The sequence below is a fragment of the Pseudomonas sp. S3_B08 genome (assembly GCF_054667725.1).
On record NZ_CP162750.1, the window covers coordinates 2,232,188 to 2,254,734 of the forward strand.

At 61.7% G+C, this 22,547-nt stretch carries 22 protein-coding genes and 1 riboswitch; of the genes, 18 read left to right on the forward strand and 4 right to left on the reverse strand.

Annotated features, from left to right (window positions below):
- Window positions 1-368: 368 nt before the first annotated feature.
- The 7 genes from AB4N73_RS10075 to AB4N73_RS10105 all read left to right on the forward strand — a co-directional run bounded on the left by AB4N73_RS10075 (window position 369) and on the right by AB4N73_RS10105 (window position 5,709).
- A complete protein-coding gene (locus AB4N73_RS10075) occupies window positions 369-959 on the forward strand; it encodes an amino acid synthesis family protein (RefSeq protein ID WP_056789406.1) in 591 nt (196 codons plus the stop codon).
- Between the two features lie 32 nt (window positions 960-991).
- Window positions 992-1,825: an alpha/beta fold hydrolase gene (locus AB4N73_RS10080; RefSeq protein WP_071172700.1), complete on the forward strand. Its 834-nt coding sequence runs from the start codon at window positions 992-994 to the stop codon at window positions 1,823-1,825.
- Entirely contained in the window at window positions 1,822-3,303 is a 1,482-nt protein-coding gene (locus AB4N73_RS10085) for an aldehyde dehydrogenase (RefSeq protein WP_056789392.1), read from the forward strand. Before AB4N73_RS10080 ends, AB4N73_RS10085 begins: the two co-directional genes overlap by 4 nt.
- Window positions 3,304-3,315: 12 nt before the next feature.
- Window positions 3,316-3,801 carry a flavin reductase family protein gene (locus tag AB4N73_RS10090; protein ID WP_056789390.1) on the forward strand — a complete coding sequence of 162 codons (486 nt, stop codon included), beginning with the start codon at window positions 3,316-3,318 and terminating at the stop codon, window positions 3,799-3,801.
- A gap of 131 nt (window positions 3,802-3,932) precedes the next feature.
- Window positions 3,933-4,322, forward strand: a complete 390-nt coding sequence (locus tag AB4N73_RS10095; RefSeq protein WP_007968634.1) for a carboxymuconolactone decarboxylase family protein — start codon at window positions 3,933-3,935, stop codon at window positions 4,320-4,322.
- A 57-nt stretch (window positions 4,323-4,379) separates the two neighbouring features.
- Complete coding sequence (locus AB4N73_RS10100) at window positions 4,380-5,144, forward strand: GntR family transcriptional regulator (protein WP_016775014.1); 765 nt, start codon at window positions 4,380-4,382, stop codon at window positions 5,142-5,144.
- Between the two features lies 1 nt (window position 5,145).
- Window positions 5,146-5,709, forward strand: coding sequence for an NUDIX hydrolase (locus AB4N73_RS10105; protein ID WP_460143367.1), 564 nt, complete (start codon window positions 5,146-5,148; stop codon window positions 5,707-5,709).
- 123 nt (window positions 5,710-5,832) lie between these two features.
- Here AB4N73_RS10105 and AB4N73_RS10110 read toward each other — a convergent pair whose 3' ends face one another.
- Window positions 5,833-6,129 (reverse strand): DUF1330 domain-containing protein, encoded by a 297-nt coding sequence (locus AB4N73_RS10110; protein ID WP_236169613.1) that lies wholly within the window; start codon window positions 6,127-6,129, stop codon window positions 5,833-5,835.
- Between the two features lie 68 nt (window positions 6,130-6,197).
- Here AB4N73_RS10110 and ribBA point away from each other — a divergent pair, with 68 nt between their 5' ends.
- From ribBA to AB4N73_RS10135, 5 genes are all read left to right on the forward strand, one after another.
- Window positions 6,198-7,307 carry a bifunctional 3,4-dihydroxy-2-butanone-4-phosphate synthase/GTP cyclohydrolase II gene (gene ribBA / locus AB4N73_RS10115; RefSeq protein WP_460143368.1) on the forward strand — a complete coding sequence of 370 codons (1,110 nt, stop codon included), beginning with the start codon at window positions 6,198-6,200 and terminating at the stop codon, window positions 7,305-7,307.
- 426 nt (window positions 7,308-7,733) lie between these two features.
- Window positions 7,734-8,759, forward strand: coding sequence for an ABC transporter substrate-binding protein (locus AB4N73_RS10120; protein WP_016775018.1), 1,026 nt, complete (start codon window positions 7,734-7,736; stop codon window positions 8,757-8,759).
- Window positions 8,756-9,664 carry an ABC transporter permease gene (locus tag AB4N73_RS10125; protein WP_056789380.1) on the forward strand — a complete coding sequence of 303 codons (909 nt, stop codon included), beginning with the start codon at window positions 8,756-8,758 and terminating at the stop codon, window positions 9,662-9,664. The genes AB4N73_RS10120 and AB4N73_RS10125 overlap by 4 nt, the downstream gene beginning before the upstream one ends.
- A gap of 6 nt (window positions 9,665-9,670) precedes the next feature.
- Window positions 9,671-10,480: an ABC transporter permease gene (locus AB4N73_RS10130; protein ID WP_460143369.1), complete on the forward strand. Its 810-nt coding sequence runs from the start codon at window positions 9,671-9,673 to the stop codon at window positions 10,478-10,480.
- Between the two features lie 17 nt (window positions 10,481-10,497).
- A complete protein-coding gene (locus AB4N73_RS10135) occupies window positions 10,498-11,652 on the forward strand; it encodes an ABC transporter ATP-binding protein (protein WP_460061696.1) in 1,155 nt (384 codons plus the stop codon).
- A 202-nt stretch (window positions 11,653-11,854) separates the two neighbouring features.
- On the opposite strand, the gene map is transcribed toward AB4N73_RS10135, so the two are convergent.
- Together map and AB4N73_RS10145 are read right to left on the reverse strand one after the other, a co-directional pair.
- Entirely contained in the window at window positions 11,855-12,646 is a 792-nt protein-coding gene (gene map / locus AB4N73_RS10140; RefSeq protein ID WP_460061698.1) for a type I methionyl aminopeptidase, read from the reverse strand.
- Window positions 12,643-12,870: a ParD-like family protein gene (locus tag AB4N73_RS10145; protein ID WP_007918027.1), complete on the reverse strand. Its 228-nt coding sequence runs from the start codon at window positions 12,868-12,870 to the stop codon at window positions 12,643-12,645. The genes map and AB4N73_RS10145 overlap by 4 nt, the downstream gene beginning before the upstream one ends.
- Window positions 12,871-13,079: 209 nt before the next feature.
- A riboswitch (cobalamin riboswitch) is annotated at window positions 13,080-13,271 on the forward strand.
- A 141-nt stretch (window positions 13,272-13,412) separates the two neighbouring features.
- Between AB4N73_RS10145 and AB4N73_RS10150 the strand changes: the two genes are divergently transcribed.
- From AB4N73_RS10150 to AB4N73_RS10160, 3 genes are read left to right on the forward strand one after another with little or no spacing between them, the layout of a single operon-like run.
- The gene (locus tag AB4N73_RS10150; RefSeq protein ID WP_460143370.1) at window positions 13,413-14,426 is read left to right on the forward strand and encodes an ABC transporter substrate-binding protein; all 1,014 of its coding nucleotides are present in this window, start codon (window positions 13,413-13,415) and stop codon (window positions 14,424-14,426) included.
- A complete protein-coding gene (locus AB4N73_RS10155) occupies window positions 14,423-15,439 on the forward strand; it encodes a FecCD family ABC transporter permease (protein WP_041480056.1) in 1,017 nt (338 codons plus the stop codon). Before AB4N73_RS10150 ends, AB4N73_RS10155 begins: the two co-directional genes overlap by 4 nt.
- Window positions 15,436-16,200 carry an ABC transporter ATP-binding protein gene (locus tag AB4N73_RS10160; protein ID WP_460143371.1) on the forward strand — a complete coding sequence of 255 codons (765 nt, stop codon included), beginning with the start codon at window positions 15,436-15,438 and terminating at the stop codon, window positions 16,198-16,200. The genes AB4N73_RS10155 and AB4N73_RS10160 overlap by 4 nt, the downstream gene beginning before the upstream one ends.
- Before the next feature lie 210 nt (window positions 16,201-16,410).
- Here the strand turns inward: AB4N73_RS10160 and metE are convergent, their stop codons facing one another.
- Entirely contained in the window at window positions 16,411-18,699 is a 2,289-nt protein-coding gene (gene metE, locus AB4N73_RS10165; protein WP_460143372.1) for a 5-methyltetrahydropteroyltriglutamate--homocysteine S-methyltransferase, read from the reverse strand.
- 365 nt (window positions 18,700-19,064) lie between these two features.
- Here metE and AB4N73_RS10170 point away from each other — a divergent pair, with 365 nt between their 5' ends.
- The 3 genes from AB4N73_RS10170 (at window position 19,065) to AB4N73_RS10180 (ending at window position 22,508) form a co-directional block, all read left to right on the forward strand.
- Entirely contained in the window at window positions 19,065-20,441 is a 1,377-nt protein-coding gene (locus AB4N73_RS10170; protein WP_460143373.1) for a pyridoxal-phosphate dependent enzyme, read from the forward strand.
- Window positions 20,438-21,610, forward strand: coding sequence for a cystathionine gamma-synthase (locus AB4N73_RS10175; protein ID WP_460143374.1), 1,173 nt, complete (start codon window positions 20,438-20,440; stop codon window positions 21,608-21,610). The genes AB4N73_RS10170 and AB4N73_RS10175 overlap by 4 nt, the downstream gene beginning before the upstream one ends.
- Window positions 21,611-21,860: 250 nt before the next feature.
- On the forward strand, window positions 21,861-22,508 hold the full coding sequence (locus tag AB4N73_RS10180; RefSeq protein WP_460143375.1) for a hypothetical protein: 648 nt from the start codon (window positions 21,861-21,863) through the stop codon (window positions 22,506-22,508).
- Window positions 22,509-22,547: the final 39 nt, after the last annotated feature.

The window sequence follows — 22,547 nt, forward strand, 5'->3', positions numbered from 1 at the left end:
ACCCGCAATCCAGAGCCCCTTCGGAAGCTGGCTCATCCTATCGGGCTTTGCAAATGTCTGACAATCGGCGCCGCGTTATCTTTTGTTAACCGAAAGCGGCTCTCTGTAACCCATCATTTTCCCTGTGGGAGCGAGCCTGCTCGCGAATGCGGTGTATCAGTCACCCTGTTTATTGGCTGACCCACCGCTTTCGCGAGCAGGCTCGCTCCCACAGGGTTTGTAGTGATGGTTGGTTTTGCGACAAAGGGTGAATGCGCAGCCATTCGTAGGATGGATGACGCAATTGTTGCGGAGGGGACTTGCAGGATCGGTATTATGGTATACCATCAGACGCACAGACACTCTCAATCCCCCAAACGGAGCAGCTCATGAGTTTCGAAATTCGCAAGATCGTCAGCTATGTCGAAGAAACCTTCATCGAAGGCGGCAAGTCCACTGACAAGCCGGTGACCATGGTCGGCCTCGCCGTGGTGATGAAGAACCCGTGGGTGGGCCACGGTTTTGTCGAAGACCTCAAGCCGCAGATCCGCGCCAACTGCTCCGACCTCGGCGCCATGATGGTCGAGCGCCTGGTGGGCATCATTGGTGGCGCCGAGAAGATCGAGGCTTACGGCAAAGCCGCCGTGGTCGGCGCTGACGGCGAGATCGAACACGCCTCCGCGGTGATCCATACGCTGCGCTTCGGCAACCACTATCGCGAAGCGGTGAAAGCCAAGAGCTACCTGAGCTTTACCAACAAGCGCGGCGGTCCGGGCACGTCGATTCAGATCCCGATGATGCACAAGGACGACGAAGGCCTGCGTTCGCACTACATCACCCTGGAAATGCAGATCGAAGACGCGCCGCGTGCCGACGAAATCGTCGTCGTGCTGGGTTGCGCCGACGGTGGCCGCCTGCACCCGCGTATCGGCAACCGCTACATCGATCTGGAAGAACTGGCCGCCGAAAAAGCCCAGTAATCACAACAAGAAAGGCATTGCAGGAGCGCTCCATGATTCGGCTCACCGCTGAACTCACCCCGGCTGGCACCAGTTACCTGGCGACCGGCCAAGGCCAGCCCGTGGTCTTGATCCACGGCGTGGGCCTGAACAAAGAAATGTGGGGCGGGCAGATTGTCGGCCTCGCCAGCCAATATCAGGTGATCGCCTACGACATGCTCGGCCACGGCGCCAGCCCGCGCCCGGCCAGCGGCACCGACCTGCTCGGTTACGCCGATCAGTTGCTCGAGCTGCTCGATCACCTCAATCTGCCCCAGGCAGCGGTGATCGGTTTCTCCATGGGCGGTCTGGTCGCGCGGGCCTTCGCCCTGCACTACCCGGAGCGCCTGCAAAGCCTGGTGGTGTTGAACAGTGTGTTCAACCGCAGCGAAGAACAGCGTGCCGGTGTCATCGCGCGCACTGCGCAGGCTGCCGAACATGGCCCGGACGCCAACGCCGAAGCCGCCCTGTCACGCTGGTTCAGCCGTGAATATCAGGCGGCCAACCCGGCGCAGATCGCCGCGTTGCGCCAGACCCTGGCCAACAACGATCCGCAGGGTTACCTGACCACTTATGAATTGTTTGCCACCCAGGACATGTATCGCGCCGACGACCTGAGCAGCATTCAGGCGCCGACACTGATCGCCACTGGCGAGCTCGACCCTGGCTCGACGCCGGAAATGGCCGAGCAACTGGCCCGACGCATCCCCGGCGCGAAGGTTGCCGTGCTGCCCGAGCAACGGCATATGATGCCGGTAGAGTCGCCGCGTCTGGTCAATCAGATGCTGCTGGAATTTCTCCAATTCGCACACGCCCGACAAAACCATATAAAGGGGATCGTTGCATGACACTCGCACGCTTCCAGATGTGCATCGGCGGAGACTGGGTCGACGCCCTCTCCGGCAAGACCTTCGAAAGCCTCAACCCGGCCTCCGCGCAAGCCTGGGCGCAATTGCCCGACGCCGATGAAGCGGACGTCGAACGCGCCGTGCAAGCAGCGCAAACTGCTTTTGACAGCCCGGCGTGGCGCGGCCTCACCGCCACTGCGCGCGGCAAACTGCTGCGCCGCCTCGGTGATCTGATCGCAGAAAACAAGGAACACCTGGCGCAGCTTGAAAGCCGCGACAACGGCAAGCTGATCCGCGAAACCCGTGGCCAGGTCAGCTATCTGCCGGAGTTCTTCCACTACACCGCAGGCCTCGCCGACAAGCTTGAAGGCGGCACCCTGCCGCTGGACAAGCCCGATCTGTTTGCCTACACCGTGCACGAAGCCATGGGTGTGGTTGCCGCGATCATTCCATGGAACAGCCCGCTGTACCTGACCGCGATCAAACTGGCCCCGGCCCTCGCCGCCGGCAACACGATTGTGATCAAGCCGTCCGAGCACGCCTCGGCGACCATTCTCGAGCTAGCACGCCTGGCCCTCGAAGCCGGGATTCCGCCGGGCGTGGTCAACGTCGTCACCGGATACGGCCCGAGCACTGGCGCCGCCCTCACCCGTCATCCGCTGATCCGCAAGATCGCCTTCACCGGCGGCGCGGCCACGGCTCGGCATGTAGTGCGCAGCAGCGCCGAGAATTTCGCCAAGCTGTCGCTGGAGCTGGGCGGCAAGTCGCCGAACATCATTTTTGCCGACGCCGATCTCGACAGCGCGATCAACGGCGCGATTGCCGGGATCTACGCGGCGTCCGGGCAGAGTTGCGTGTCCGGTTCGCGCTTGCTGGTGCAGGACGAAATCTACGACGAGTTCGTCAATCGTCTGGTCGAGCGCGCCCAGCGCATCCGCATCGGCAACCCACAGGAAGACAACAGTGAAATGGGTCCGATGGCCACCGCGCAGCAACTGGCGGTGGTCGAAGGTCTGGTCGCCGATGCGATCGCCGAAGGCGCGCGTTTGCGCACCGGTGGCAAGCGTCCGGCGGATCTCGGTGAAGGCTGGTTCTACGAGCCGACGCTGTTCGAGTGCGACCGCAATTCGATGAAGATCATGCAGGAAGAAGTCTTCGGCCCGGTGGCTTCGGTGATTCGTTTCAAAGACGAAGCCGAAGCGCTGGCGATCGCCAACGACTCGCAGTTCGGCCTCGCTGCCGGCATCTGGACCCGCGACCTGGGTCGCGCCCATCGTCTGGCCCGCGATGTGCGCTCGGGGATTATCTGGGTCAACACTTACCGCGCAGTGTCGGCGATGGCGCCGATCGGCGGCTTCAAGAACAGTGGCTATGGACGCGAAAGCGGCATCGACTCGGTGCTGGCCTACACCGAACTGAAAACGGTGTGGATCAACCTCTCCCAGGCGCCAATGCCTGATCCGTTTGTGATGCGCTAGGAGTCCTGCGAAATGATCGAACCCGGCATTTACAAAGACGTCATGAGCTCGTTCCCGTCCGGCGTCACGGTGGTCACCACCCTCGACCCGGACGGCGGCATCGTCGGTATCACCGCCAGCGCGTTCAGCGCGCTGTCGATCGACCCGGCGCTGGTGCTGTTCTGCCCTAACTACGCCTCCGACACCTACCCGGTACTGCGCGACAGCAAGAAATTCGCCATCCATTTGCTCTCCGCCGAGCAGACCGCCGAAGCCTACGCGTTCGCCGGCAAGGGCAAGGAAAAGGCCAAGGGCATCGAGTGGCATTTGAGCGAACTCGGTAACCCGATTCTGGCCAAGGCGACGGCGATCATCGAGTGCGAGTTGTGGCGTGAATACGACGGCGGCGATCACGCGATCATTGTCGGCGCAGTGAAGAACCTGATCCTGCCCGAGCAACCGGTGACGCCGATGATTTATCACAAAGGCAAGCTCGGCCCGTTGCCGACTCTGGCCTGAAGCGACAATGCAAAACCCTGTGGGAGCTGGCTTGCCAGCGATGAGGGCTTAACATTCAACATTGATGTTGGCTGATAGTCCGCTATCGCTGGCAAGCCAGCTCCCACAGGGATTGAGGTGAGGCAAAGAATATGAGTAACGAAAAGTACGAAAAGGGTCTGAAAATCCGCACTCAGGTGCTCGGCGAAGCCTATGTTCAGCGCTCGATCGAGAACGCCGACGATTTCACCCGTCCGCTGCAGGAAATGGTCACCGAATACTGCTGGGGACATGTCTGGGGGCGTGAGGGTCTGTCGCTCAAGGAGCGCAGCATGATCAACCTGGCGATGATCTCGGCGCTCAACCGCCCGCATGAACTCAAGCTGCATGTGCGTGGCGCCTTGCGTAACGGCCTGAGTCGTGAGCAAATACGCGAAATTCTGCTTCAGGTCGGCATTTATTGCGGCGTTCCGGCGGCCGTGGACAGTTTCCGGCTGGCCCGTGAAGCCTTTGCCGAAGCCGACGCCGAGGCCTCCAGTTAACCCTCGGCTGTTTTGATGCCCGTCTGGCATGGACAGCCAAGCTCAAGAGCGGACCCCATGAAACGCCAGCCACTCGACGACAGCTTCAAGGTCAATCGCAACCCCGTTACCCTGCGCGAAATCGTGCTGGACAAACTGCGTAGCGCGATCATGAATTTCCAGCTCATGCCAGGCGATCGCCTGGTCGAACGCGACCTCTGTGATCGCCTCGGTGTCAGCCGCACTTCGGTGCGCGAAGCCTTGCGTCACCTTGAGTCCGAAGGCCTGGTGGAATTCGCCGACGCCAAAGGCCCGCGCGTAGCCATCATCACCCTCGACGACGCCGTCGATATCTACGAATTGCGTTGCGTGCTCGAAGGCTTGATCGTGCAGTTGTTCACCCTGCGTGCCAAAGCCAAGGACATCAAGGCCCTGGAAAAAGCCCTCGATGACAACCGCAAGGCGTTGAAGGACGGCGAGCTGCAACAGGTGATCGACTCGGTGCAGGGCTTCTACGACGTGCTGCTCGAAGGCTCGGGCAACCATGTCGCCGCCACGCAATTGCGCCAGTTGCAGGCGCGCATCAGCTATCTGCGCGCGACCTCGGTCTCCCAAGAAAACCGACGCGGCGCGAGTAATCACGAGATGGAAAAAATGGTCGAGGCGATCAAGAGCGGCGATCCGCTGGCGGCGCATCAGGCCTGTGTGGATCACGTCCGCGCGGCGGCTGCCGTGGCCCTCGATTACCTCAAGCGCAAACAGGAAGAAACCGGCGTCGCCGTCAAAGGCACTCCGGCGATCACCCTGCCGATCGCGCTGAAAGAACCGCGCATAGGTCAATGACGTGTTCAGCCCGAGCTTTTGCCCGAAATGCGGTGGCCCTGACCTTGGTCAGCAGACGCCGCCGGGCGATACGCACGAGCGCCTGATGTGCCGCGCCTGCGGCTACATCCACTACGTCAATCCGAAGATCATCGCCGGCTGCATCATCGAGCAGGACGGCAAATACCTCTTGTGCCAACGGGCGATCCCGCCGCGCCCGGGCACCTGGACGCTGCCCGCAGGTTTCATGGAAAGCGGCGAAACCACCGAGCAGGCGGCGCTGCGCGAAGTCTGGGAAGAAAGCGGCGTGCGCGCGGAAATCGTCTCGCCGTATTCGATTTTCAGCGTGCCGAAGATCAGCGAGGTGTACATCATCTTCCGCGCCATCGCCCTGGAGATCACCGGGCAGTTTGGGCCGGAAACCATGGATTACAAGTTCTTCGCCCCTGAAGAGATTCCCTGGGAGCAGATCTACTACCCGGCGATCCGGCAGATTCTCGAGCGCTATATCGAAGAGCGCCAGGCTGGAGTTTACGGGATCTACATGGGTAATGATGACAGCGGCAAAATCCATTTCATGCGCTGATCACCACCTATACCCCTGTGGGAGCGAGCCTGCTCGCGAAGGCGTCGTGTCAGTCGATACAAATGTTGAATGATCGAACGCATTCGCGAGCAGGCTCGCTCCCACATAGTTTGGTGGTGTGGCTCAGTTCGGGGCGATGCCTTCTACGATGATGATCTCCGCCCTCGCCCATTCTTCGCGGTAACTTTTCGCCTCCTGATACGCCGCCGAGCGATAGCACGCCACGGCCTGTTCGTAGCTGTCGAACTCGATGATCACTGTGCGCTGCGGCGTCTGCCGGCCTTCCAGCGCCTCGCTGCGCCCGCCTCTGGCGAGAAACTTGCCGCCGAATGCGGCAATCGCCTGCGGGGTGCGCTGGGTGTATTGGCTGTAGTGCTCGGCATCGGCTATATCCACGTGTGCAATCCAGTACGCCTTCATAGTGACCTCTTTGTTGATTTTGTATTATGGTATACCAATATATTTCCAACGAACCCTGAGAGTCCAGCATGGCCTTCAACAGCATCGAAGAAATCATCGAAGATTATCGCCTCGGCAAAATGGTCCTGCTGGTCGATGACGAAGACCGCGAGAACGAAGGCGACCTGCTGCTGGCCGCCGACCGTTGCACGCCGGAGGCTATCAGCTTCATGGCCCGCGAAGCACGCGGGCTGATCTGCCTGACCCTCACCGACGAACATTGCCAGCGTCTGGGCCTGGAGCAAATGGTACCCGCCAACGGCAGTGTGTTCAGCACTGCATTTACCGTGTCGATCGAAGCGGCGGTCGGCGTGACCACCGGCATTTCCGCCGCAGATCGCTCCTGCACAGTCGCCGCCGCCGTGGCGCCAAATGCCCGCGCCGAAGACCTGGTGCAGCCAGGCCACATCTTCCCGTTGCGCGCCAAGGAAGGTGGCGTGCTGACCCGCGCCGGGCACACCGAGGCCGGTTGCGATCTGGCGCGCCTGGCCGGGTTCACCCCCGCCTCGGTGATTGTCGAAGTGATGAACGACGACGGCACCATGGCCCGCCGCCCGGATCTGGAGCAGTTCGCACGCAAACACGGGATCAAGATCGGCACCATTGCTGACCTGATCCACTATCGCCTGAGCACCGAGCACACCATCGAACGCATCGGTGAACGTGAGCTGCCGACGGTGCATGGCACCTTCCGTTTGATCACCTTCGAAGATCGCATCGAAGGTGGCGTGCACATGGCGATGGTCATGGGCGACCTGCGCCGCGAAGAGCCGACGCTGGTGCGCGTGCATGTGATCGATCCGCTGCGCGATCTGGTCGGCGCCGAGTACAGCGGACCGACGAACTGGACCCTCTGGGCAGCGTTGCAACGGGTCGCGGCGGAAGGTCATGGAGTTGTGGTCGTGCTGGCCAATCATGAATCGTCGCAGGCGTTGCTGGAGCGCGTGCCGCAGTTGACCCAGCCGCCACGGCAGTTCAGCCGCTCGCAGTCGCGGATTTATTCCGAGGTCGGGACGGGGGCGCAGATTCTGCAGAACCTTGGGGTTGGCAAGCTGCGCCACCTTGGCCCACCGCTGAAGTATGCAGGGTTGACCGGGTATGACCTTGAGGTGGTTGAGAGCATTCCGTTCACTGAATGACGCCGCCCTCACCCCAGCCCTCTCCCAAAGGGAGAGGGAGCCGACCGCGTTGACCGGTCGCTATACATCGACCTGGGATACCGAGTCGAACTCAGCTTTGAGCAGCATACGGATCCACTCCTTTCCCATTACCGAATCGGGCTCGGTTTTGAACAGCATGAAGATCGACTCCCTTTCCCTCTCTCCCCTTGGGAGAGGGCTGGGGTGAGGGGCTGGATCTCACATTCACAAAATATCTCAGGCCGAACGGCTCAAAAAAACCAACCGGCCAGATAACCGGTAAGGCAAAGTGCTTGCACAAAGTTTGGAATACCATAATATGATATTCCATATACCGGACGACGTGAAAAAGCGTCCAGCTACTGCTCCCGACAGGCGGGCAACAACGCAAGGCCCGCTCAAAAACACAACAATGAGGGCGTGAACATGGTGTTGAACAAAGCTGCAACCGCGATCTTTTTCGCGGGACTGCTCAGCGTTACCGGCCAGGCTGCAATGGCTGCCGAAAGCGTGAATTTTGTCAGCTGGGGCGGTAGCACCCAGGATGCGCAGAAACAGGCCTGGGCCGATCCGTTCAGCAAGGCCAGCGGCATCACCGTCGTCCAGGACGGCCCCACCGACTACGGCAAACTCAAGGCCATGGTCGAAAGCGGCAACGTGCAGTGGGACGTGGTCGATGTCGAAGCCGATTTCGCCCTGCGCGCCGCTGCCGAAGGCCTGCTCGAACCCCTCGATTTCAAAGTGATCCAGCGCGACAGGATCGACCCGCGCTTTGTCAGCGATCACGGCGTCGGTTCGTTCTTCTTCTCCTTTGTCCTCGGCTACAACGAAGGCAAGCTCGGCGCCAACAAGCCGCAGGACTGGAGCGCGCTGTTCGACACCAAGACCTACCCGGGCAAGCGCGCCCTGTACAAATGGCCAAGCCCCGGCGTGCTCGAACTGGCGCTGCTGGCCGACGGCGTTGCGGCTGACAAGCTCTACCCGCTGGATCTGGATCGCGCCTTCAAGAAACTCGACACCATCAAGAAAGACATCGTCTGGTGGGGCGGCGGTGCGCAGTCGCAGCAACTGCTGGCGTCCGGCGAAGCGAGCATGGGCCAGTTCTGGAACGGTCGGGTGCACGCCCTGCAGGAAGACGGCGCACCGGTCGGCGTGAGCTGGAAGCAGAACCTGGTCATGGCCGACATTCTGGTCATCCCCAAAGGCTCGAAAAACAAAGATGCGGCGATGAAGTTCCTCGCCAATGCCAGCAGCGCCAAAGGCCAGGCCGACTTCTCCAACCTGACCGCCTACGCGCCGGTCAACCTCGACAGTGTGGAGCGTCTGGATTCGACGCTGGCCCCCAACCTGCCGACGGCTTACGCCAAGGATCAGATCACCCTTGATTTCGCTTACTGGGCCAAGAACGGTCCGGCTATCGCGACACGGTGGAACGAATGGCTGGTCAAATGAAAATCGCGGCCACTGCGCCCCGTCCTTCCACTGCCACCGGGAGCGCCGCCGGCGCTGCCGGTTCGGCTTTCAAGCAACGCTGGCGCGGCGCCGGCAACCTCGTACCGGCGCTGCTGTTCCTCGGCCTGTTCTTTCTCGCGCCGTTGATTGGCCTGCTGTTGCGCGGTGTGCTGGAACCTGTGCCTGGTCTCGGCAACTACGAACAGTTGTTCGCCAACTCGGCCTATGCGCGAGTGCTGCTCAACACCTTTTCGGTGGCCGGGCTGGTGACGCTGTTCAGCCTGCTCTTGGGCTTTCCGCTGGCCTGGGCGATCACCCTGGTGCCGCGCGGCTGGGGGCGCTGGATCCTCAACATCGTGCTGCTGTCGATGTGGACCAGCCTGCTCGCCCGCACCTATTCGTGGCTGGTGTTGCTGCAAGCCTCGGGCGTAATCAACAAGACCTTGATGGCCATGGGCATCATCGATCAACCGCTGGAGATGGTGCACAACCTGACGGGCGTGGTGATCGGCATGAGCTACATCATGATCCCGTTCATCGTACTGCCGTTGCAGGCGACCATGCAGGCCATCGACCCGATGATCCTGCAGGCCGGCTCGATCTGTGGCGCCAGTCCGTGGACCAACTTCTTCCGGGTGTTCCTGCCGCTGTGCCGGCCGGGTCTGGCGTCCGGCGGTTTGATGGTGTTCGTAATGTCGCTCGGTTACTACGTCACCCCCGCGCTGCTCGGCGGGGCGCAGAACATGATGCTGCCGGAGTTCATCATTCAGCAGGTGCAATCGTTCCTCAACTGGGGCCTGGCCAGTGCCGGCGCCGCGTTGCTGATCGCAATTACCCTGGTGCTGTTCTACTTCTACCTGAAGCTTCAACCGGAATCCCCGGTTGGCGCCAGTAACGCGAGGTAAGCCGACATGCTCCTGACCCCCAATGCCATGAGCCGGCGCATGCGTTTCGGCCTCTACGCTACGACTGGGCTGATCGGCCTGTTCCTGCTGTTGCCGATCGTGTTCATCGTGCTGCTGTCGTTCGGCTCCTCGCAGTGGCTGGTGTTCCCGCCACCGGGCTGGACGCTGAAATGGTACGGCCAGTTCTTCTCCAATCCCGACTGGATGAACGCCGCCGCCGCCAGCCTAAAAGTTGCCGTGCTGACCACCATCTGCGCTGTGGCGCTCGGTTTGCCGACCGCGTTTGCGCTGGTGCGCGGACGCTTTCCCGGCCGCGAGATGCTCTATGGCCTGTTCACCCTGCCGATGATCGTGCCGCTGGTGATCATTGCCGTGGCGGTGTACGCGCTGTTTCTCAAGCTCGGCTACACCGGAACGATGTTCGCCTTCGTCGTCAGCCATGTGATCGTCGCGCTGCCGTTCACCATCATCTCGATCATCAACTCGCTGAAGCTGTTCGATCAGTCGATTGAAGACGCGGCGGTAATCTGCGGTGCCTCGCGCTTGCAAGCGGTGTTCAAGGTGACGTTCCCGGCGATTCGTCCGGGGATGGTCGCCGGCGCCCTCTTCGCCTTCCTCGTTTCCTGGGACGAAGTGGTGCTCAGCGTGATGATGGCAAGCCCGACTCTGCAAACCCTTCCCGTGAAAATGTGGACCACTTTGCGCCAGGACCTGACCCCGGTGATCGCCGTCGCTTCGACGCTGCTGATCGGCCTGTCGGTATTGGTCATGGTGATCGCCGTCGCCCTGCGCCGGCGCAACGAAATCAGCGCCTGAGCGCCCAGGAGTACGACATGAGTGCCGTGATCAAAGACGCATCCCAGCAGAACGACAAACCCCTGGTCAGCCTGCGCAACCTGAACAAGCACTACGGCGATTTCGCTGCCGTCGACAATATCTCGCTGGACATCAAGGACGGTGAATTCCTCACCTTCCTCGGCTCCAGCGGCTCGGGCAAAAGCACCACGCTGTCGATGCTCGCCGGTTTTGAAACACCGAGCAGCGGCGAGATCCTCGTCAACGGCCAGTCGCTGGTCAACGTGCCGCCGCACAAGCGCGACATCGGCATGGTCTTTCAGCGTTACTCGCTGTTCCCGCATCTGTCGGTACGCGACAACATCGCCTTCCCTCTGACCATTCGCAAACTGGCTGCGGCCGAGCGCGAAAAGCGCGTCGATGCGATGTTGAAGCTGGTGCAACTCGAACAGTTCGCCCATCGCCGCCCTTCGCAACTGTCCGGTGGCCAGCAACAACGGGTTGCCATCGCCCGGGCGCTGGTTTACGAGCCGCGCATTCTGCTGATGGATGAACCGTTGGGCGCGCTGGACAAGAAGCTGCGCGAGGACTTGCAGGATGAACTGCGCCAACTGCACCGACGCCTGGGTATCACCATCGTGTACGTGACCCACGACCAGGAAGAAGCCATGCGTCTGTCGCAACGCATCGCGATTTTCAGCCACGGCAAGATTGTCGGGCTGGGCAGTGGTTATGACCTTTATCAGAATCCGCCGAATGCATTTGTCGCGTCGTTCCTGGGTAATTCGAACTTCCTCAAGCTCAAGGCGCAAGGCAATGCAGCGGCGAGTTTCGAGGGCCAGTCGTTGTCGATTCGGCTGACGTCCGGGTTGCACACTGATCAGGATGTGCTGCTGATGGTGCGTCCGGAAAAGGCCTTGGCGCTGAGCACGCAGCAGGCGCTGGATGAGCCGCTGGCAGCGGGCTGGAATGAGGTGTCGGCGAACGTTGTGGAGGTGCTGTTTCTCGGTGAAAGCCAGACCTGCAGCGTGGTGACTGCGGGCGGGACGTCGATGACGGTGAAAGCGCTATCGGCAGCGGGCATGCCGCTCAAGGCCGGCGATCCGGTACGGGTGCGCTGGGCGACGGCGGATGCTTGTGTTTATACCGAGTGGACCGAGAGCGACTTGAACAAGGCTGCCGGTGCTCACTGATTGCGCTGAGTCAGTTGGATCTACCCCCTCACCCCAGCCCTCTCCCCCACGGGGGGCGAGGGGGAAAGGGAGCCGATCTTAATGCTGTTCAAAATGTAAGTTCGACTCGGTATCGCACGTCGGCGTATCTCGCACAACACCTCGGTCAGTCCCCTCTCCCATTGGGAGAGGGCTAGGGTGAGGGCAAGCAGGCGACACGGTATTAGCCAATGGCCCGGTACCCTTCAATCTCATCCGGCCAAGCCGTCAGCACTTCAAACCCGGTCTCCGTCACCGCGACCATATGCTCCCACTGCGCCGACAAGGAGCCATCCTTGGTCAATACGGTCCAGCCATCCGGCATGTTCTTCACATGGCGTTTGCCGGCATTGAGCATCGGTTCCACGGTGAAAATCATCCCGGCCTTAAGCTTCAGCCCTTGATTGGGAAAGCCGTAATGCAGGATTTGCGGTTCGTCGTGATAGACCTTGCCGATGCCATGGCCGCAGTACTCGCGCACCACGCTGAAGCCCTCCGCCTCCGCCAGGCGCTGGATCGCATGACCGATATCGCCCAGCGTTGCGCCCGGCTTCACTGCACGGATGCCTGCGCACATGGCTTCGTAGGTGGTCTTGATCAGGTGCTGCGCTTCACGAGTCGCCTCGCCCACCACATACATGCGACTGGTATCGCCGAACCAGCCGTCCTTGATCACCGCGATGTCGAGGTTGACGATGTCGCCGTCTTTCAATGGCGTACCCGATGGAATCCCGTGGCACACCACATCGTTGACCGACGCGCAGACGGTTTTCGGGAAGCCGTGATAACCGACATTGGCTGGCACCGCCTTCTGCACATTGACGATGTAATCGTTGCACAGTCGATCCAGCTCATCGGTGGTCACGCCAGCCTTCACATGCGGCACCAGCATTGCCAGCACTTCAGCGGCGAGTTTGCCGGCAGCGCGGGATTTTTCGATGTCGGCCGGGGTGTTGATCTTGATCTGGTTTCTCATGCGCTGACGGCTTCCTGAGTCAGTTGTTGCAGATCCAGCCCACCATTCTGTTCGGCGCGGATCAGCAGGCGGCAAATGGCGCTGTGGTCGAGATTGGGATGCAGCTCGGCGAGCATGCCGATGCGCATCCAGTGCTCAGCCTGCGCGTTGATCGAGCGGCTGAGGGCGTTGCTGGAGATGCGCAGATTCTCGTGCATGTCCTCTGAAATCTTTACGATGCCCATGTCTATATCCGATACGAAATGTATATGGATCGTATACTAGCCAAGCTTACCCTCGGATTGCAAACGCTTCGCCACGCAAACACGCACCCGTGTAGGAGCTGCCGAAGGCTGCGATCTTTTGATCTTGCCCGTTAAAGACCAGATCAAAAGATCGCAGCCTTTGGCAGCTCCTACCAAAGCAGATTCGGCTCCCCATCAGCGGCCTGATCGACTACCATGCCCGCGCCGGTTTCCACACGGAATTAATAGGGAATCCGAGGTGCTCCACGCATCAATCGGAACTGCCCCCGCAACTGTAGGTGCCGAGCCTGCTCCTCGACTGCCACTGGGTGAACCCCGGGAAGGCCGGAGCGTGGCGATGACGCATCAGTCAGGAGACCTGCCGGCACAGTGACTGACCAACCGGCGGGGTGTCCGGGAAGGACATCGTGCCGTGCGCATTTTCCCCGTGCCGGCCTTGCGCAGTTTCCACGACCGCGCCCGAGGTGTGTTTCCAAACCGTACCCGCCCACTCCCGTACGGTTCCCTCTGGAGACTGCCACATGCTGCTGCCCCGCGTTGCCACCCTGCTCACCACTCTGAGTCTTTGCCCCCTGGCGCAAGCGGCGCCGACTGCGTATCCGCTGACCGTCGAAAACTGTGGCAGCAGCCTGACCTTTCAGCACGCGCCTGCGCGCACGGTGACCATCGGCCAGGCCGGCACGGAAATGCTCTATGCCTTGGGTCTGGGCGACAAAGTCGTTGGCACTTCGCTGTGGTTCAACGACGTGCTGAGCACATACAAAGCGCAGAACGACACGATCGAGCGCCTCGCCGATAACGAGCCGAGTTTCGAAGCGGTGATCGCTAAACGCCCGGAGCTGGTTGCCGTCGAGCTGGAATGGATGGTCGGCCCGCAAGGCGCGGTCGGCACCCGCGAGCAGTTTCATGAACTGAAGATTCCGACCTATCTGCTGCCCTCCGATTGCGAAGCCAAGGACAACCTCGTCGGTTCGGACGGCACGCGGCTGGCGCCGTTTCGCATCGACAGCATCTACAAAAGCGTGAGCCAACTGGCGGCGATTTTCGATGTGCAGGCGCGTGGCGAGCAGCTCAATGAGCAGCTCAAAGCCAGCCTCGCGCAGTCGATCGCCACCGCGAAAAAGCAGCAGCGCAAAGACGTCAGCGCCCTGGTGTGGTTCTCCAGCGCCGAGATGGACATCGAGCCTTTCGTGGCCGGGCACAAAGGTGTGCCCGATTTCATGCTCAGCACCCTCGGCGTGCGCAACGTCGTCGAGTCGGATGAAGAATGGCCAACCGTCGGCTGGGAAACCATCGCCAAGGCCAACCCGACGTTTCTGGTGATCGCGCGCATGGATCGTCGACGTTTCCCGGCGGACGACTATCAGAAGAAACTCGCCTTCCTGCGCAGTGATCCGGTGACGCGCAACATGGACGCGGTCAAGCACAACCGCATCATCATCCTTGACGCCATGGCCATGCAGGCCAGCCTGCGCACCTTCGACGGCCTCGAACAACTGGCCAGCGCCATCAACGGCTACGACCTGTCGCCATGAGCAGACGCCTGATCCGTTTGCTGCTGGTGCTGTTGACGCTGTCGGTCGCGCTGATTGGCGGCGTGGCCATTGGTGAGACTTCGATCGAGCCGAGCGTGGTGTTGCAGGTGCTGGCGAACAAGCTGTGGGGCGCCGGTTATGTGCTCGACCCGATCGACGAAGGCATTGTCTGGAACTATCGCCTGACCCGCGCGCTGGTCGCGGCGGCCTGCGGCGCCGGTCTGGCGACCTGTGGCGTAATCCTGCAATCGCTGCTGCGCAATCCGTTGGCCGATCCGTATCTGCTGGGAATTTCTGCTGGCGCCTCGACCGGCGCGGTGATGGTCGCCCTGCTCGGCGTCGGTGCCGGGGCGATTTCATTGTCGGTCGGTGCTTTTGCCGGCGCGGTGACCGCTTTCGCACTGGTGATCCTGTTGGCGCGAGTCAGCGGCTCGGCCAGCGGCACCGGGCAGATCATTCTGGCCGGGATTGCCGGCTCGCAGCTGTTCAACGCCCTCACCGCTTTCCTGATCACCCGCTCGGCCAGCTCCGAACAAGCGCGGGGGATCATGTTCTGGCTGCTCGGCAATCTCGGCGGCGTGCGCTGGCCGTCGGTGTGGCTGGCGGTGCCGGTGGCTGTGTTGGGGTTGGTTGTTTGTCTGTGGCATCGCCGGGCGCTGGATGCGTTCACCTTTGGTGCGGACTCGGCGGCGTCTCTCGGCATTCCAGTGCGACGTGTGCAGATTCTGTTGATTGGCTGCGCCGCGCTGGTGACGGCGGTGATGGTGTCGATTGTCGGCTCGATCGGTTTTGTCGGCTTAGTGATTCCCCATGCCGCGCGGTTGTTGCTCGGCACCGGCCATGCGCGTCTTCTGCCTGCCAGTGCGTTGGGCGGCGCAGTGTTTCTGATCGCCGCCGATGTGCTGTCACGCACCCTGATCAAGGGTCAGGTGATTCCTGTCGGCGTGATTACCGCGCTGGTCGGCGCGCCAGTGTTCGCGCTGATTCTGGTAGGCCGGAGATCGGCGCGATGAACACGGTTCTGAGTTGTGCTGGTTTGGGCTTCAAGGTGCGCGGTGCCGAGTTGCTCAACGGTGTCAGCCTCGACGTTCAGCGCGGCGAGACCCTGGGCATTGTCGGGCCGAACGGTTCGGGTAAATCCACGCTGCTGAAACTGCTCGCCGGCCTGCGTGAACCGAGCGTGGGCCATGTGCAGCTCGACGGTCGGACGCTGGGCAAGATGTCCCGGCGCACTATCGCGCAGACGCTCGCGGTGGTTGAGCAACAGGCCGATACCGACGATGGCATTCGCGTGTTCGACGCGGTGGCGCTGGGGCGGACGCCGTGGTTGTCGGCGCTGCAACCGTGGTCGCCGGCCGATGACGCCATCGTCGAGCAAGCGCTGGTCGACGTCGACGCCGTGCACCTGCGCAACCGCCTCTGGCGCAGCCTCTCCGGCGGGGAACGCCAACGCGTGCACATCGCCCGCGCACTGGCGCAGCGCCCGCAGATCCTGCTGCTCGACGAGCCGGCCAACCACCTCGACATCCAGCATCAGTTGAGCATTCTGCAAGTGGTGCGCGCACTGCCGGTGACCACGCTGATCGCCCTGCACGATCTCAATCAGGCGCTCAAGTGCGATCGCCTGGCGGTGCTGGAGCGCGGGCGTCTGGTGGCACTGGGCGAGCCGCTGCACGTGCTGACGCCGGAGCGGTTACAGACGACTTTCGGGGTCAGGGCGCACTATCTGACAGACCCGTTCGATGGTGCGCCGATATTGCGCTTCCTTGCCTGATGCATGGGTGGCTGACACACCGCTTTCGCGAGCAGGCTCGCTCCCACAAAGGATTTGTGTGTTGCCGTGAATGACGGGGAGAACGCGAATTCTGTGGGAGCGAGCCTGCTCGCGAAGGCGTCAGGTCATCCAACATGGTGTCGATTGACACACCGCTTTCGCGAGCAGGCTCGCTCCCACAAAGGTTATGTATTCCAGGGCGGTAAAGGGTCAGGCCCACTCTTTGCGCAGTTGCCGCGCGGCGCTGACCATGTGCACCAGCGCCGCTTCGGTCTCTGGCCAGCCTCGGGTCTTCAACCCGCAATCCGGATTGACCCACAGCCGCTCCACCGGAATACGCTGCGCCGCTTTGCGCAGTAAACCGACCATTTCCGACACATCGGGAATCCGTGGCGAGTGAATGTCGTACACGCCGGGGCCGATGTCGTTCGGGTAGGCAAACGCTTCAAACGCTTCGAGCAGTTCCATGTCCGAACGCGAGGTTTCGATGGTGATGACATCGGCGTCCATCGCCGCGATCGACTCGATCACATCGTTGAACTCGCTGTAGCACATGTGCGTGTGGATCTGCGTTTCGTCGCGCACGCCGGAGGCGCACAGGCGGAACGCTTCGCTCGCCCAGTGCAGATACGCCGGCCACTGCGCCCGGCGTAACGGCAAGCCTTCACGGAACGCCGCTTCGTCGATCTGGACGATTTTGATTCCCGCCGCCTCCAGATCATTCACCTCGTCACGAATGGCCAGCGCCAGTTGTTGAGCCTGCACCTCGCGGCTGACGTCTTCGCGCGGGAACGACCACATCAGCATGGTCACCGGGCCGGTCAGCATGCCTTTCATGACCTTGTCGGTTAGGCCTTGGGCGTAGCGGATCCACTCGACCGTCATCGCCTGCGGGCGGCTGAGGTCGCCGAAAATCACCGCCGGTTTGACGCAGCGCGAACCGTAGCTCTGCACCCAGCCAAAGCGGGTGAAGGCATAGCCGTCGAGCTGTTCGGCGAAGTATTCGACCATGTCGTTGCGCTCGGCCTCACCGTGCACCAGCACATCCAGGCCGAGGCGCTCTTGAATTTCCACCGCGTGGCGAATCTCCGTGTGCATCGCATCGGTGTAATCGGCCGCGCTGAGCTTGCCTTGCTTGTAGGCCTGACGCGCCAGACGGATCGCCGCCGTTTGCGGAAACGAGCCAATGGTGGTGGTCGGGAATAACGGCAGGTCGAGCTTGCCGCGCTGTTTGGCAATACGCTGGGCAAACGGCGATTGCCGTTGCGCATCCTTGGCAGTGATCGCCGCGACCCGCGCTTGCACCGCCGGTTTGTGAATACGCGGCGAGGCAGCGCGGCTGGTCTGCACCGAACGGCTTTGCGCGAGGGCACGCAGTACCTTCGGCGCTTCCGGTTCGCTGACCGCTTGAGCGAGCACGGCGACCTCTTCGCACTTCTGCACGGCGAACGCCAGCCAGCTTTTCAGTTCGGCATCGAGCTGGTCTTCGCGGCCCAGATCAACCGGGCTGTGCAGCAACGAGCAGGACGGCGCTACCCACAAACGATCACCCAGACGCTCATGAGCATGGCGCAGCGTCGCCAGCGCGTTTTGCAGATCGCAGCGCCAGACGTTCCGACCGTTGACCACACCCAACGACAGCACCTTATAAGCCGGCAGACGATCCAGAATGGTCGGGTACTGATCCGGCGCGCGCACCAGATCGATGTGCAAGCCATCGACCGGCAGGTTCGCCGCCAGACCGAGATTTTCTTCCAGGCCACCGAAGTACGTGGCGAGCAGTTTTTTCAGCGGATCGCGCTGGATCTGGTTGTAGGCGCGCTCGAAGGCATTCTTCCAGTCCTGCGGCAAATCGAGCACCAGAATCGGCTCATCGATCTGCACCCACTCCACGCCCAATGCCGCCAGCCGCGCGAAGATCTGGCCGTACAGCGGCAGCAGGCGATCAAGCAAATCGAGCTTGTCGAAATCGGTGCCTTTGGTTTTACCCAGCCACAGATAGGTCAGCGGACCGATGATCACCGGTTTGACGTTGTGCCCCAGCACACGGGCCTCTTCGGTTTCCTCAAACAACTGCTCCCAACCGAGCTGGAATTGCTGATCGGCGCTGAATTCCGGTACCAGGTAGTGATAGTTGGTGTCGAACCACTTGGTCATTTCCTGAGCGTGGCCTTCGCTGCAGCAAGTATTGCTGACGCCTCGGGCCATGCTGAACAGAGTGTGCAGCGTGGCTTTGCCGTCATGCGGACGGAAACGCTCGGGGATCACGCCGAACATCAGCGAGTGGGTCAGCACCTGGTCGTACCAGGCGAAATCGCCAACCGGCAGCAAGTCGATGCCAGCGTTTTTCTGCAAGTCCCAATGGACCTTGCGCAGCTCACGCCCGACGTCACGCAGGCCCGCCTCGTGCAGTTCTCCTTTCCAGAACGCCTCTTGCGCTTTCTTCAGTTCGCGATCGCGACCGATGCGCGGAAATCCAAGGGAATGGGCCAGTGCCATGACAAACAACTCCAGATGCTTATTCGATGGCGGGTATTGTCGGGAACCGGACTTGATGAAACAAACTCAATAAATTCTAGATCATCACAAGTTCTACTCATGCACAGACGCCCCTTTAGGAGCTGCCGAAGGCTGCGATCTCAAGACCGTAGGGACGCAGAGCGTCCAAGGCTGCATTCCCACGCGGAGCGTGGGAACGATCAGAACACCTCAGGGCAACATGCAGGTTTTCGTTCTATCGTTAGATCCAAATGGCTGGATTTTCCAAGGATTAGAGGTTGCGAGAGAGGATGTCTGCGCCTAAGTTGCACGCGAGTCTTTTCCCCGCGATTGGAACGCGATCAACACCATAAAGAGGTGAAGAAATGTCGAAGGAATCACGCCCTGCCGTGCTTGGGCTGATAGGCAATACTCCGCTGGTGCAGGTCACCCGCTTCGATACCGGACCGTGCACGCTGTTTCTCAAACTTGAATCGCAGAACCCCGGCGGCTCGATCAAGGACCGTATCGGTCTGGCGATGATCGACGCTGCCGAACGTGACGGTCGCCTGCAACCGGGCGGGACGATTGTCGAGGCCACTGCCGGCAATACCGGTCTGGGTCTGGCGCTGGTCGGTCGCGCCAAAGGCTATCGCGTAGTGCTGGTGGTACCGGACAAGATGTCCACCGAGAAGGTCCTGCACTTGAAGGCCATGGGCGCCGAAGTGCACATCACTCGTTCTGACGTCGGCAAGGGCCATCCCGAGTATTACCAGGACGTCGCCGCGCGTTTGGCCAAGGACATTCCCGGCGCATTTTTCGCCGACCAATTCAACAATCCCGCCAACCCGCTGGCCCATGAATGCAGCACCGCGCCGGAAATCTGGGCGCAGACCGAACATGATCTGGACGCCATCGTCGTCGGCGTCGGATCGGCCGGCACGCTGACCGGGCTGAGTCGTTTCTTCAAGCGCGTGCAACCGGATCTGGAAATGGTCCTCGCCGATCCGATCGGCTCGGTGATGGCGCAATACAGCCGCGACGGTACCTTGCCGACGCCCGGTTCGTGGGCAGTCGAGGGCATCGGCGAAGACTTCATTCCGTCGATCACCGACCTCTCCAGCGTGCGTCACGCCTACTCGATCAGCGACGCGGAAAGCTTCGATCACGCGCGCCAGTTGCTCAAGGCCGAGGGCATTCTCGGCGGCTCATCGACCGGCACACTGTTCGCTGCCGCGCTGCGTTATTGCCGCGAACAGACCGAGCCGAAACGCGTGGTCAGCTTCGTCTGCGACACCGGCACGCGGTACCTGTCGAAGGTCTACAACGACCAGTGGATGACCGATCAAGGCCTGTTGCAACGCAAAGGCTACGGCGACTTGCGCGACTTGATCGCACGGCGTTTCGAGGACGGCCGGGTGATCAGCGTCGGCCCTGACGACACCCTGCTCACTGCGTTTCAGCGCATGCGTCTGGCGGATGTTTCGCAACTGCCGGTGCTGGTCGAAGGCAAGCAACTGGTGGGCGTGATCGACGAGTCCGACATCCTCCTCGGCGTCCACGAAGATGCCGCGCGCTTCAGCCAGTCGGTGTCCAGCGTGATGACCGACAAACTGCAAACCCTCGCCCCGGCTGCGACCCTGGCCGAGCTGGAAGCGGTGCTCAGCCGTGGCCTCGTCGCGATCATCGCTGACGGTTCCAGCTTCCATGGCCTGATTACCCGCACCGACATGCTCAACCAATTACGGAGATCCCTTGCATGAGTCAGCACGACGATAAATCCCAAGGCTTCGCCACCCGGGTGATCCACGCCGGGCAGGAGCCGGACCCGACCACCGGCGCGCTGATGCCGCCGATCTATGCCAACTCGACTTATCTGCAAGACAGCCCCGGCGTGCACAAGGGGTTCGACTACGGCCGCTCGCACAACCCGACGCGTTTCGCCCTGGAGCGCTGCATTGCGGACCTTGAAGGCGGCACCCGAGCGTTCGCCTTCGCCTCAGGGCTGGCGGCGATTTCCACGGTGTTGGAACTGCTCGACGCCGGCTCGCACATCGTTTCCGGCAATGACTTGTACGGCGGCACCTTCCGCCTGTTCGACAAGGTTCGCCAGCGCAGCGCCGGGCACCGTTTCAGCTTCGTCGACCTGACCGATCTGTCGGCGTTCGAAGCCTCGCTGCAGGACGACACGCGCATGGTCATGGTCGAAACCCCGACCAACCCGCTGCTGAGCCTGTCGGATCTGGCCGCGATCGCGCGCATCTGCCGCGCGCGGGGGATCATCTGCGTGGCCGACAACACCTTCGCCAGCCCCTACATCCAGCGCCCACTGGAGCTGGGTTTCGACATCGTCCTGCACTCGACCACCAAATACCTCAACGGCCACTCCGACGTGATCGGCGGCATTGCCGTGGTCGGGCAGAACGCCGCACTGGCGGAAAAACTCGGTTTCCTGCAAAACGCCGTCGGGGCGATTTCCGGGCCGTTCGATGCATTCCTCACCCTGCGCGGGGTGAAGACTTTGGCGCTGCGCATGGAACGTCATTGCAGCAACGCCCTGGATCTGGCGCAGTGGCTCGAGCAGCAACCGCAGGTCAAGCGCGTCTACTATCCGGGCCTTGAGTCGCACCCGCAGCACGAACTGGCCAAGCGGCAGATGCGTGGCTTTGGCGGGATGATTTCCGTCGATCTGAACAGCGACCTGGCCGGTGCGCGGCGCTTTCTGGAAAACGTGAAGATCTTTGCGTTGGCCGAAAGCCTCGGTGGCGTGGAAAGCTTGATCGAGCATCCGGCGATCATGACCCACGCGACGATTCCACCGGAGACGCGCGCCAAGCTTGGTATTGGCGATGGCTTGGTGAGGTTGTCGGTCGGAGTTGAAGACGTTGAAGACCTGCGCGCCGATCTGGCTCAGGCACTGGCAAGAATGTAAACAGCTCCACCCAAAGAAGCCCGCGCAATGCGGGCTTCGTCTTTTTTTGTCCGTCGATCTTTCTGCCGTGGCAGTTCCCGAGGCCGATCCTATACTCAATCGGCTCGATCAAAATTATCTCGACACCCGCACGCCGTTCGGTGTGCCCGTGCCTTTCGCCAACCAGGTAGAACCCAAGCCAGTGAGTCGTGGCGTCTGTATGCATCGCGCGCGATTGATCGCTGTTTGGCAACGGGTCGTGGAGAAAACCATGAAATACAAGTTGTTGTCAGGCGTGCTTCTTGCGGTAGCGGCCAGCATTGTGGTGCCGAATGTCTTGGCGGCGCAACCGCAGGTGTTGGCTTCGGATGGGGCTGATCATGTTGGCGCCGGCGCAGTGGCTGCCGATGGCGCCGATCGTGTCGGTGCCGGCGCGGTGGCTGCCGATGGCGCTGATCGTGTCGGTGCCGGCGCGGTGGCTGCCGATGGCGCTGATCGTGTCGGTGCCGGCGCGGTGGCTGCCGATGGCGCTGATCGTGTCGGTGCCGGCGCGGTGGCTGCCGATGGCGCTGATCGTGTCGGCGCTGGCGCAGTGGCTGCCGATGGCGCTGATCGTGTCGGCGCAGGTGCAGTCGCTGCCGATGGTGCTGATCGCGTCGGCGCGGGCGCGGTGGCTGCCGATGGTGCTGATCGTGTCGGCGCTGGCGCAGTGGCTGCCGATGGCGCTGATCGTGTCGGCGCTGGCGCAGTGGCTGCCGATGGCGCTGATCGTGTCGGTGCCGGAGCATTGGCAGCGGATGGGGCCGACCGCACCGGCGTCAACCGAGTGGCCTACTCCCGGGTCGGAGTCGGTTCTGATCGCGTGGCATCGGCGCTGATGACCGGCAGCTATTCCGACCAGTTCAACAGCCCACAATAATCGCCGCGAAATAACGGGCGAGCTTCTGAGCCGCCCGTT

Excerpts from the sequence above, each read along its gene's own strand:
- AB4N73_RS10110 (WP_236169613.1), bottom strand. The coding sequence starts at position 6,129 with ATGAAGGCGTACTGGATTGCACACGTGGATATAGCCGATGCCGAGCAC.
- ribBA (WP_460143368.1), top strand. The coding sequence starts at position 6,198 with ATGGCCTTCAACAGCATCGAAGAAATCATCGAAGATTATCGCCTCGGC.
- AB4N73_RS10150 (WP_460143370.1), top strand. The coding sequence starts at position 13,413 with ATGCTGCTGCCCCGCGTTGCCACCCTGCTCACCACTCTGAGTCTTTGC.
- AB4N73_RS10145 (WP_007918027.1), bottom strand. The coding sequence starts at position 12,870 with ATGGGCATCGTAAAGATTTCAGAGGACATGCACGAGAATCTGCGCATC.
- AB4N73_RS10160 (WP_460143371.1), top strand. The coding sequence starts at position 15,436 with ATGAACACGGTTCTGAGTTGTGCTGGTTTGGGCTTCAAGGTGCGCGGT.
- AB4N73_RS10130 (WP_460143369.1), top strand. The coding sequence starts at position 9,671 with ATGCTCCTGACCCCCAATGCCATGAGCCGGCGCATGCGTTTCGGCCTC.
- AB4N73_RS10170 (WP_460143373.1), top strand. The coding sequence starts at position 19,065 with ATGTCGAAGGAATCACGCCCTGCCGTGCTTGGGCTGATAGGCAATACT.
- AB4N73_RS10090 (WP_056789390.1), top strand. The coding sequence starts at position 3,316 with ATGATCGAACCCGGCATTTACAAAGACGTCATGAGCTCGTTCCCGTCC.
- AB4N73_RS10095 (WP_007968634.1), top strand. The coding sequence starts at position 3,933 with ATGAGTAACGAAAAGTACGAAAAGGGTCTGAAAATCCGCACTCAGGTG.
- AB4N73_RS10080 (WP_071172700.1), top strand. The coding sequence starts at position 992 with ATGATTCGGCTCACCGCTGAACTCACCCCGGCTGGCACCAGTTACCTG.
- AB4N73_RS10125 (WP_056789380.1), top strand. The coding sequence starts at position 8,756 with ATGAAAATCGCGGCCACTGCGCCCCGTCCTTCCACTGCCACCGGGAGC.
- AB4N73_RS10180 (WP_460143375.1), top strand. The coding sequence starts at position 21,861 with ATGAAATACAAGTTGTTGTCAGGCGTGCTTCTTGCGGTAGCGGCCAGC.
- AB4N73_RS10175 (WP_460143374.1), top strand. The coding sequence starts at position 20,438 with ATGAGTCAGCACGACGATAAATCCCAAGGCTTCGCCACCCGGGTGATC.
- AB4N73_RS10120 (WP_016775018.1), top strand. The coding sequence starts at position 7,734 with ATGGTGTTGAACAAAGCTGCAACCGCGATCTTTTTCGCGGGACTGCTC.
- AB4N73_RS10085 (WP_056789392.1), top strand. The coding sequence starts at position 1,822 with ATGACACTCGCACGCTTCCAGATGTGCATCGGCGGAGACTGGGTCGAC.
- map (WP_460061698.1), bottom strand. The coding sequence starts at position 12,646 with ATGAGAAACCAGATCAAGATCAACACCCCGGCCGACATCGAAAAATCC.
- AB4N73_RS10155 (WP_041480056.1), top strand. The coding sequence starts at position 14,423 with ATGAGCAGACGCCTGATCCGTTTGCTGCTGGTGCTGTTGACGCTGTCG.
- metE (WP_460143372.1), bottom strand. The coding sequence starts at position 18,699 with ATGGCACTGGCCCATTCCCTTGGATTTCCGCGCATCGGTCGCGATCGC.
- AB4N73_RS10100 (WP_016775014.1), top strand. The coding sequence starts at position 4,380 with ATGAAACGCCAGCCACTCGACGACAGCTTCAAGGTCAATCGCAACCCC.
- AB4N73_RS10135 (WP_460061696.1), top strand. The coding sequence starts at position 10,498 with ATGAGTGCCGTGATCAAAGACGCATCCCAGCAGAACGACAAACCCCTG.
- AB4N73_RS10075 (WP_056789406.1), top strand. The coding sequence starts at position 369 with ATGAGTTTCGAAATTCGCAAGATCGTCAGCTATGTCGAAGAAACCTTC.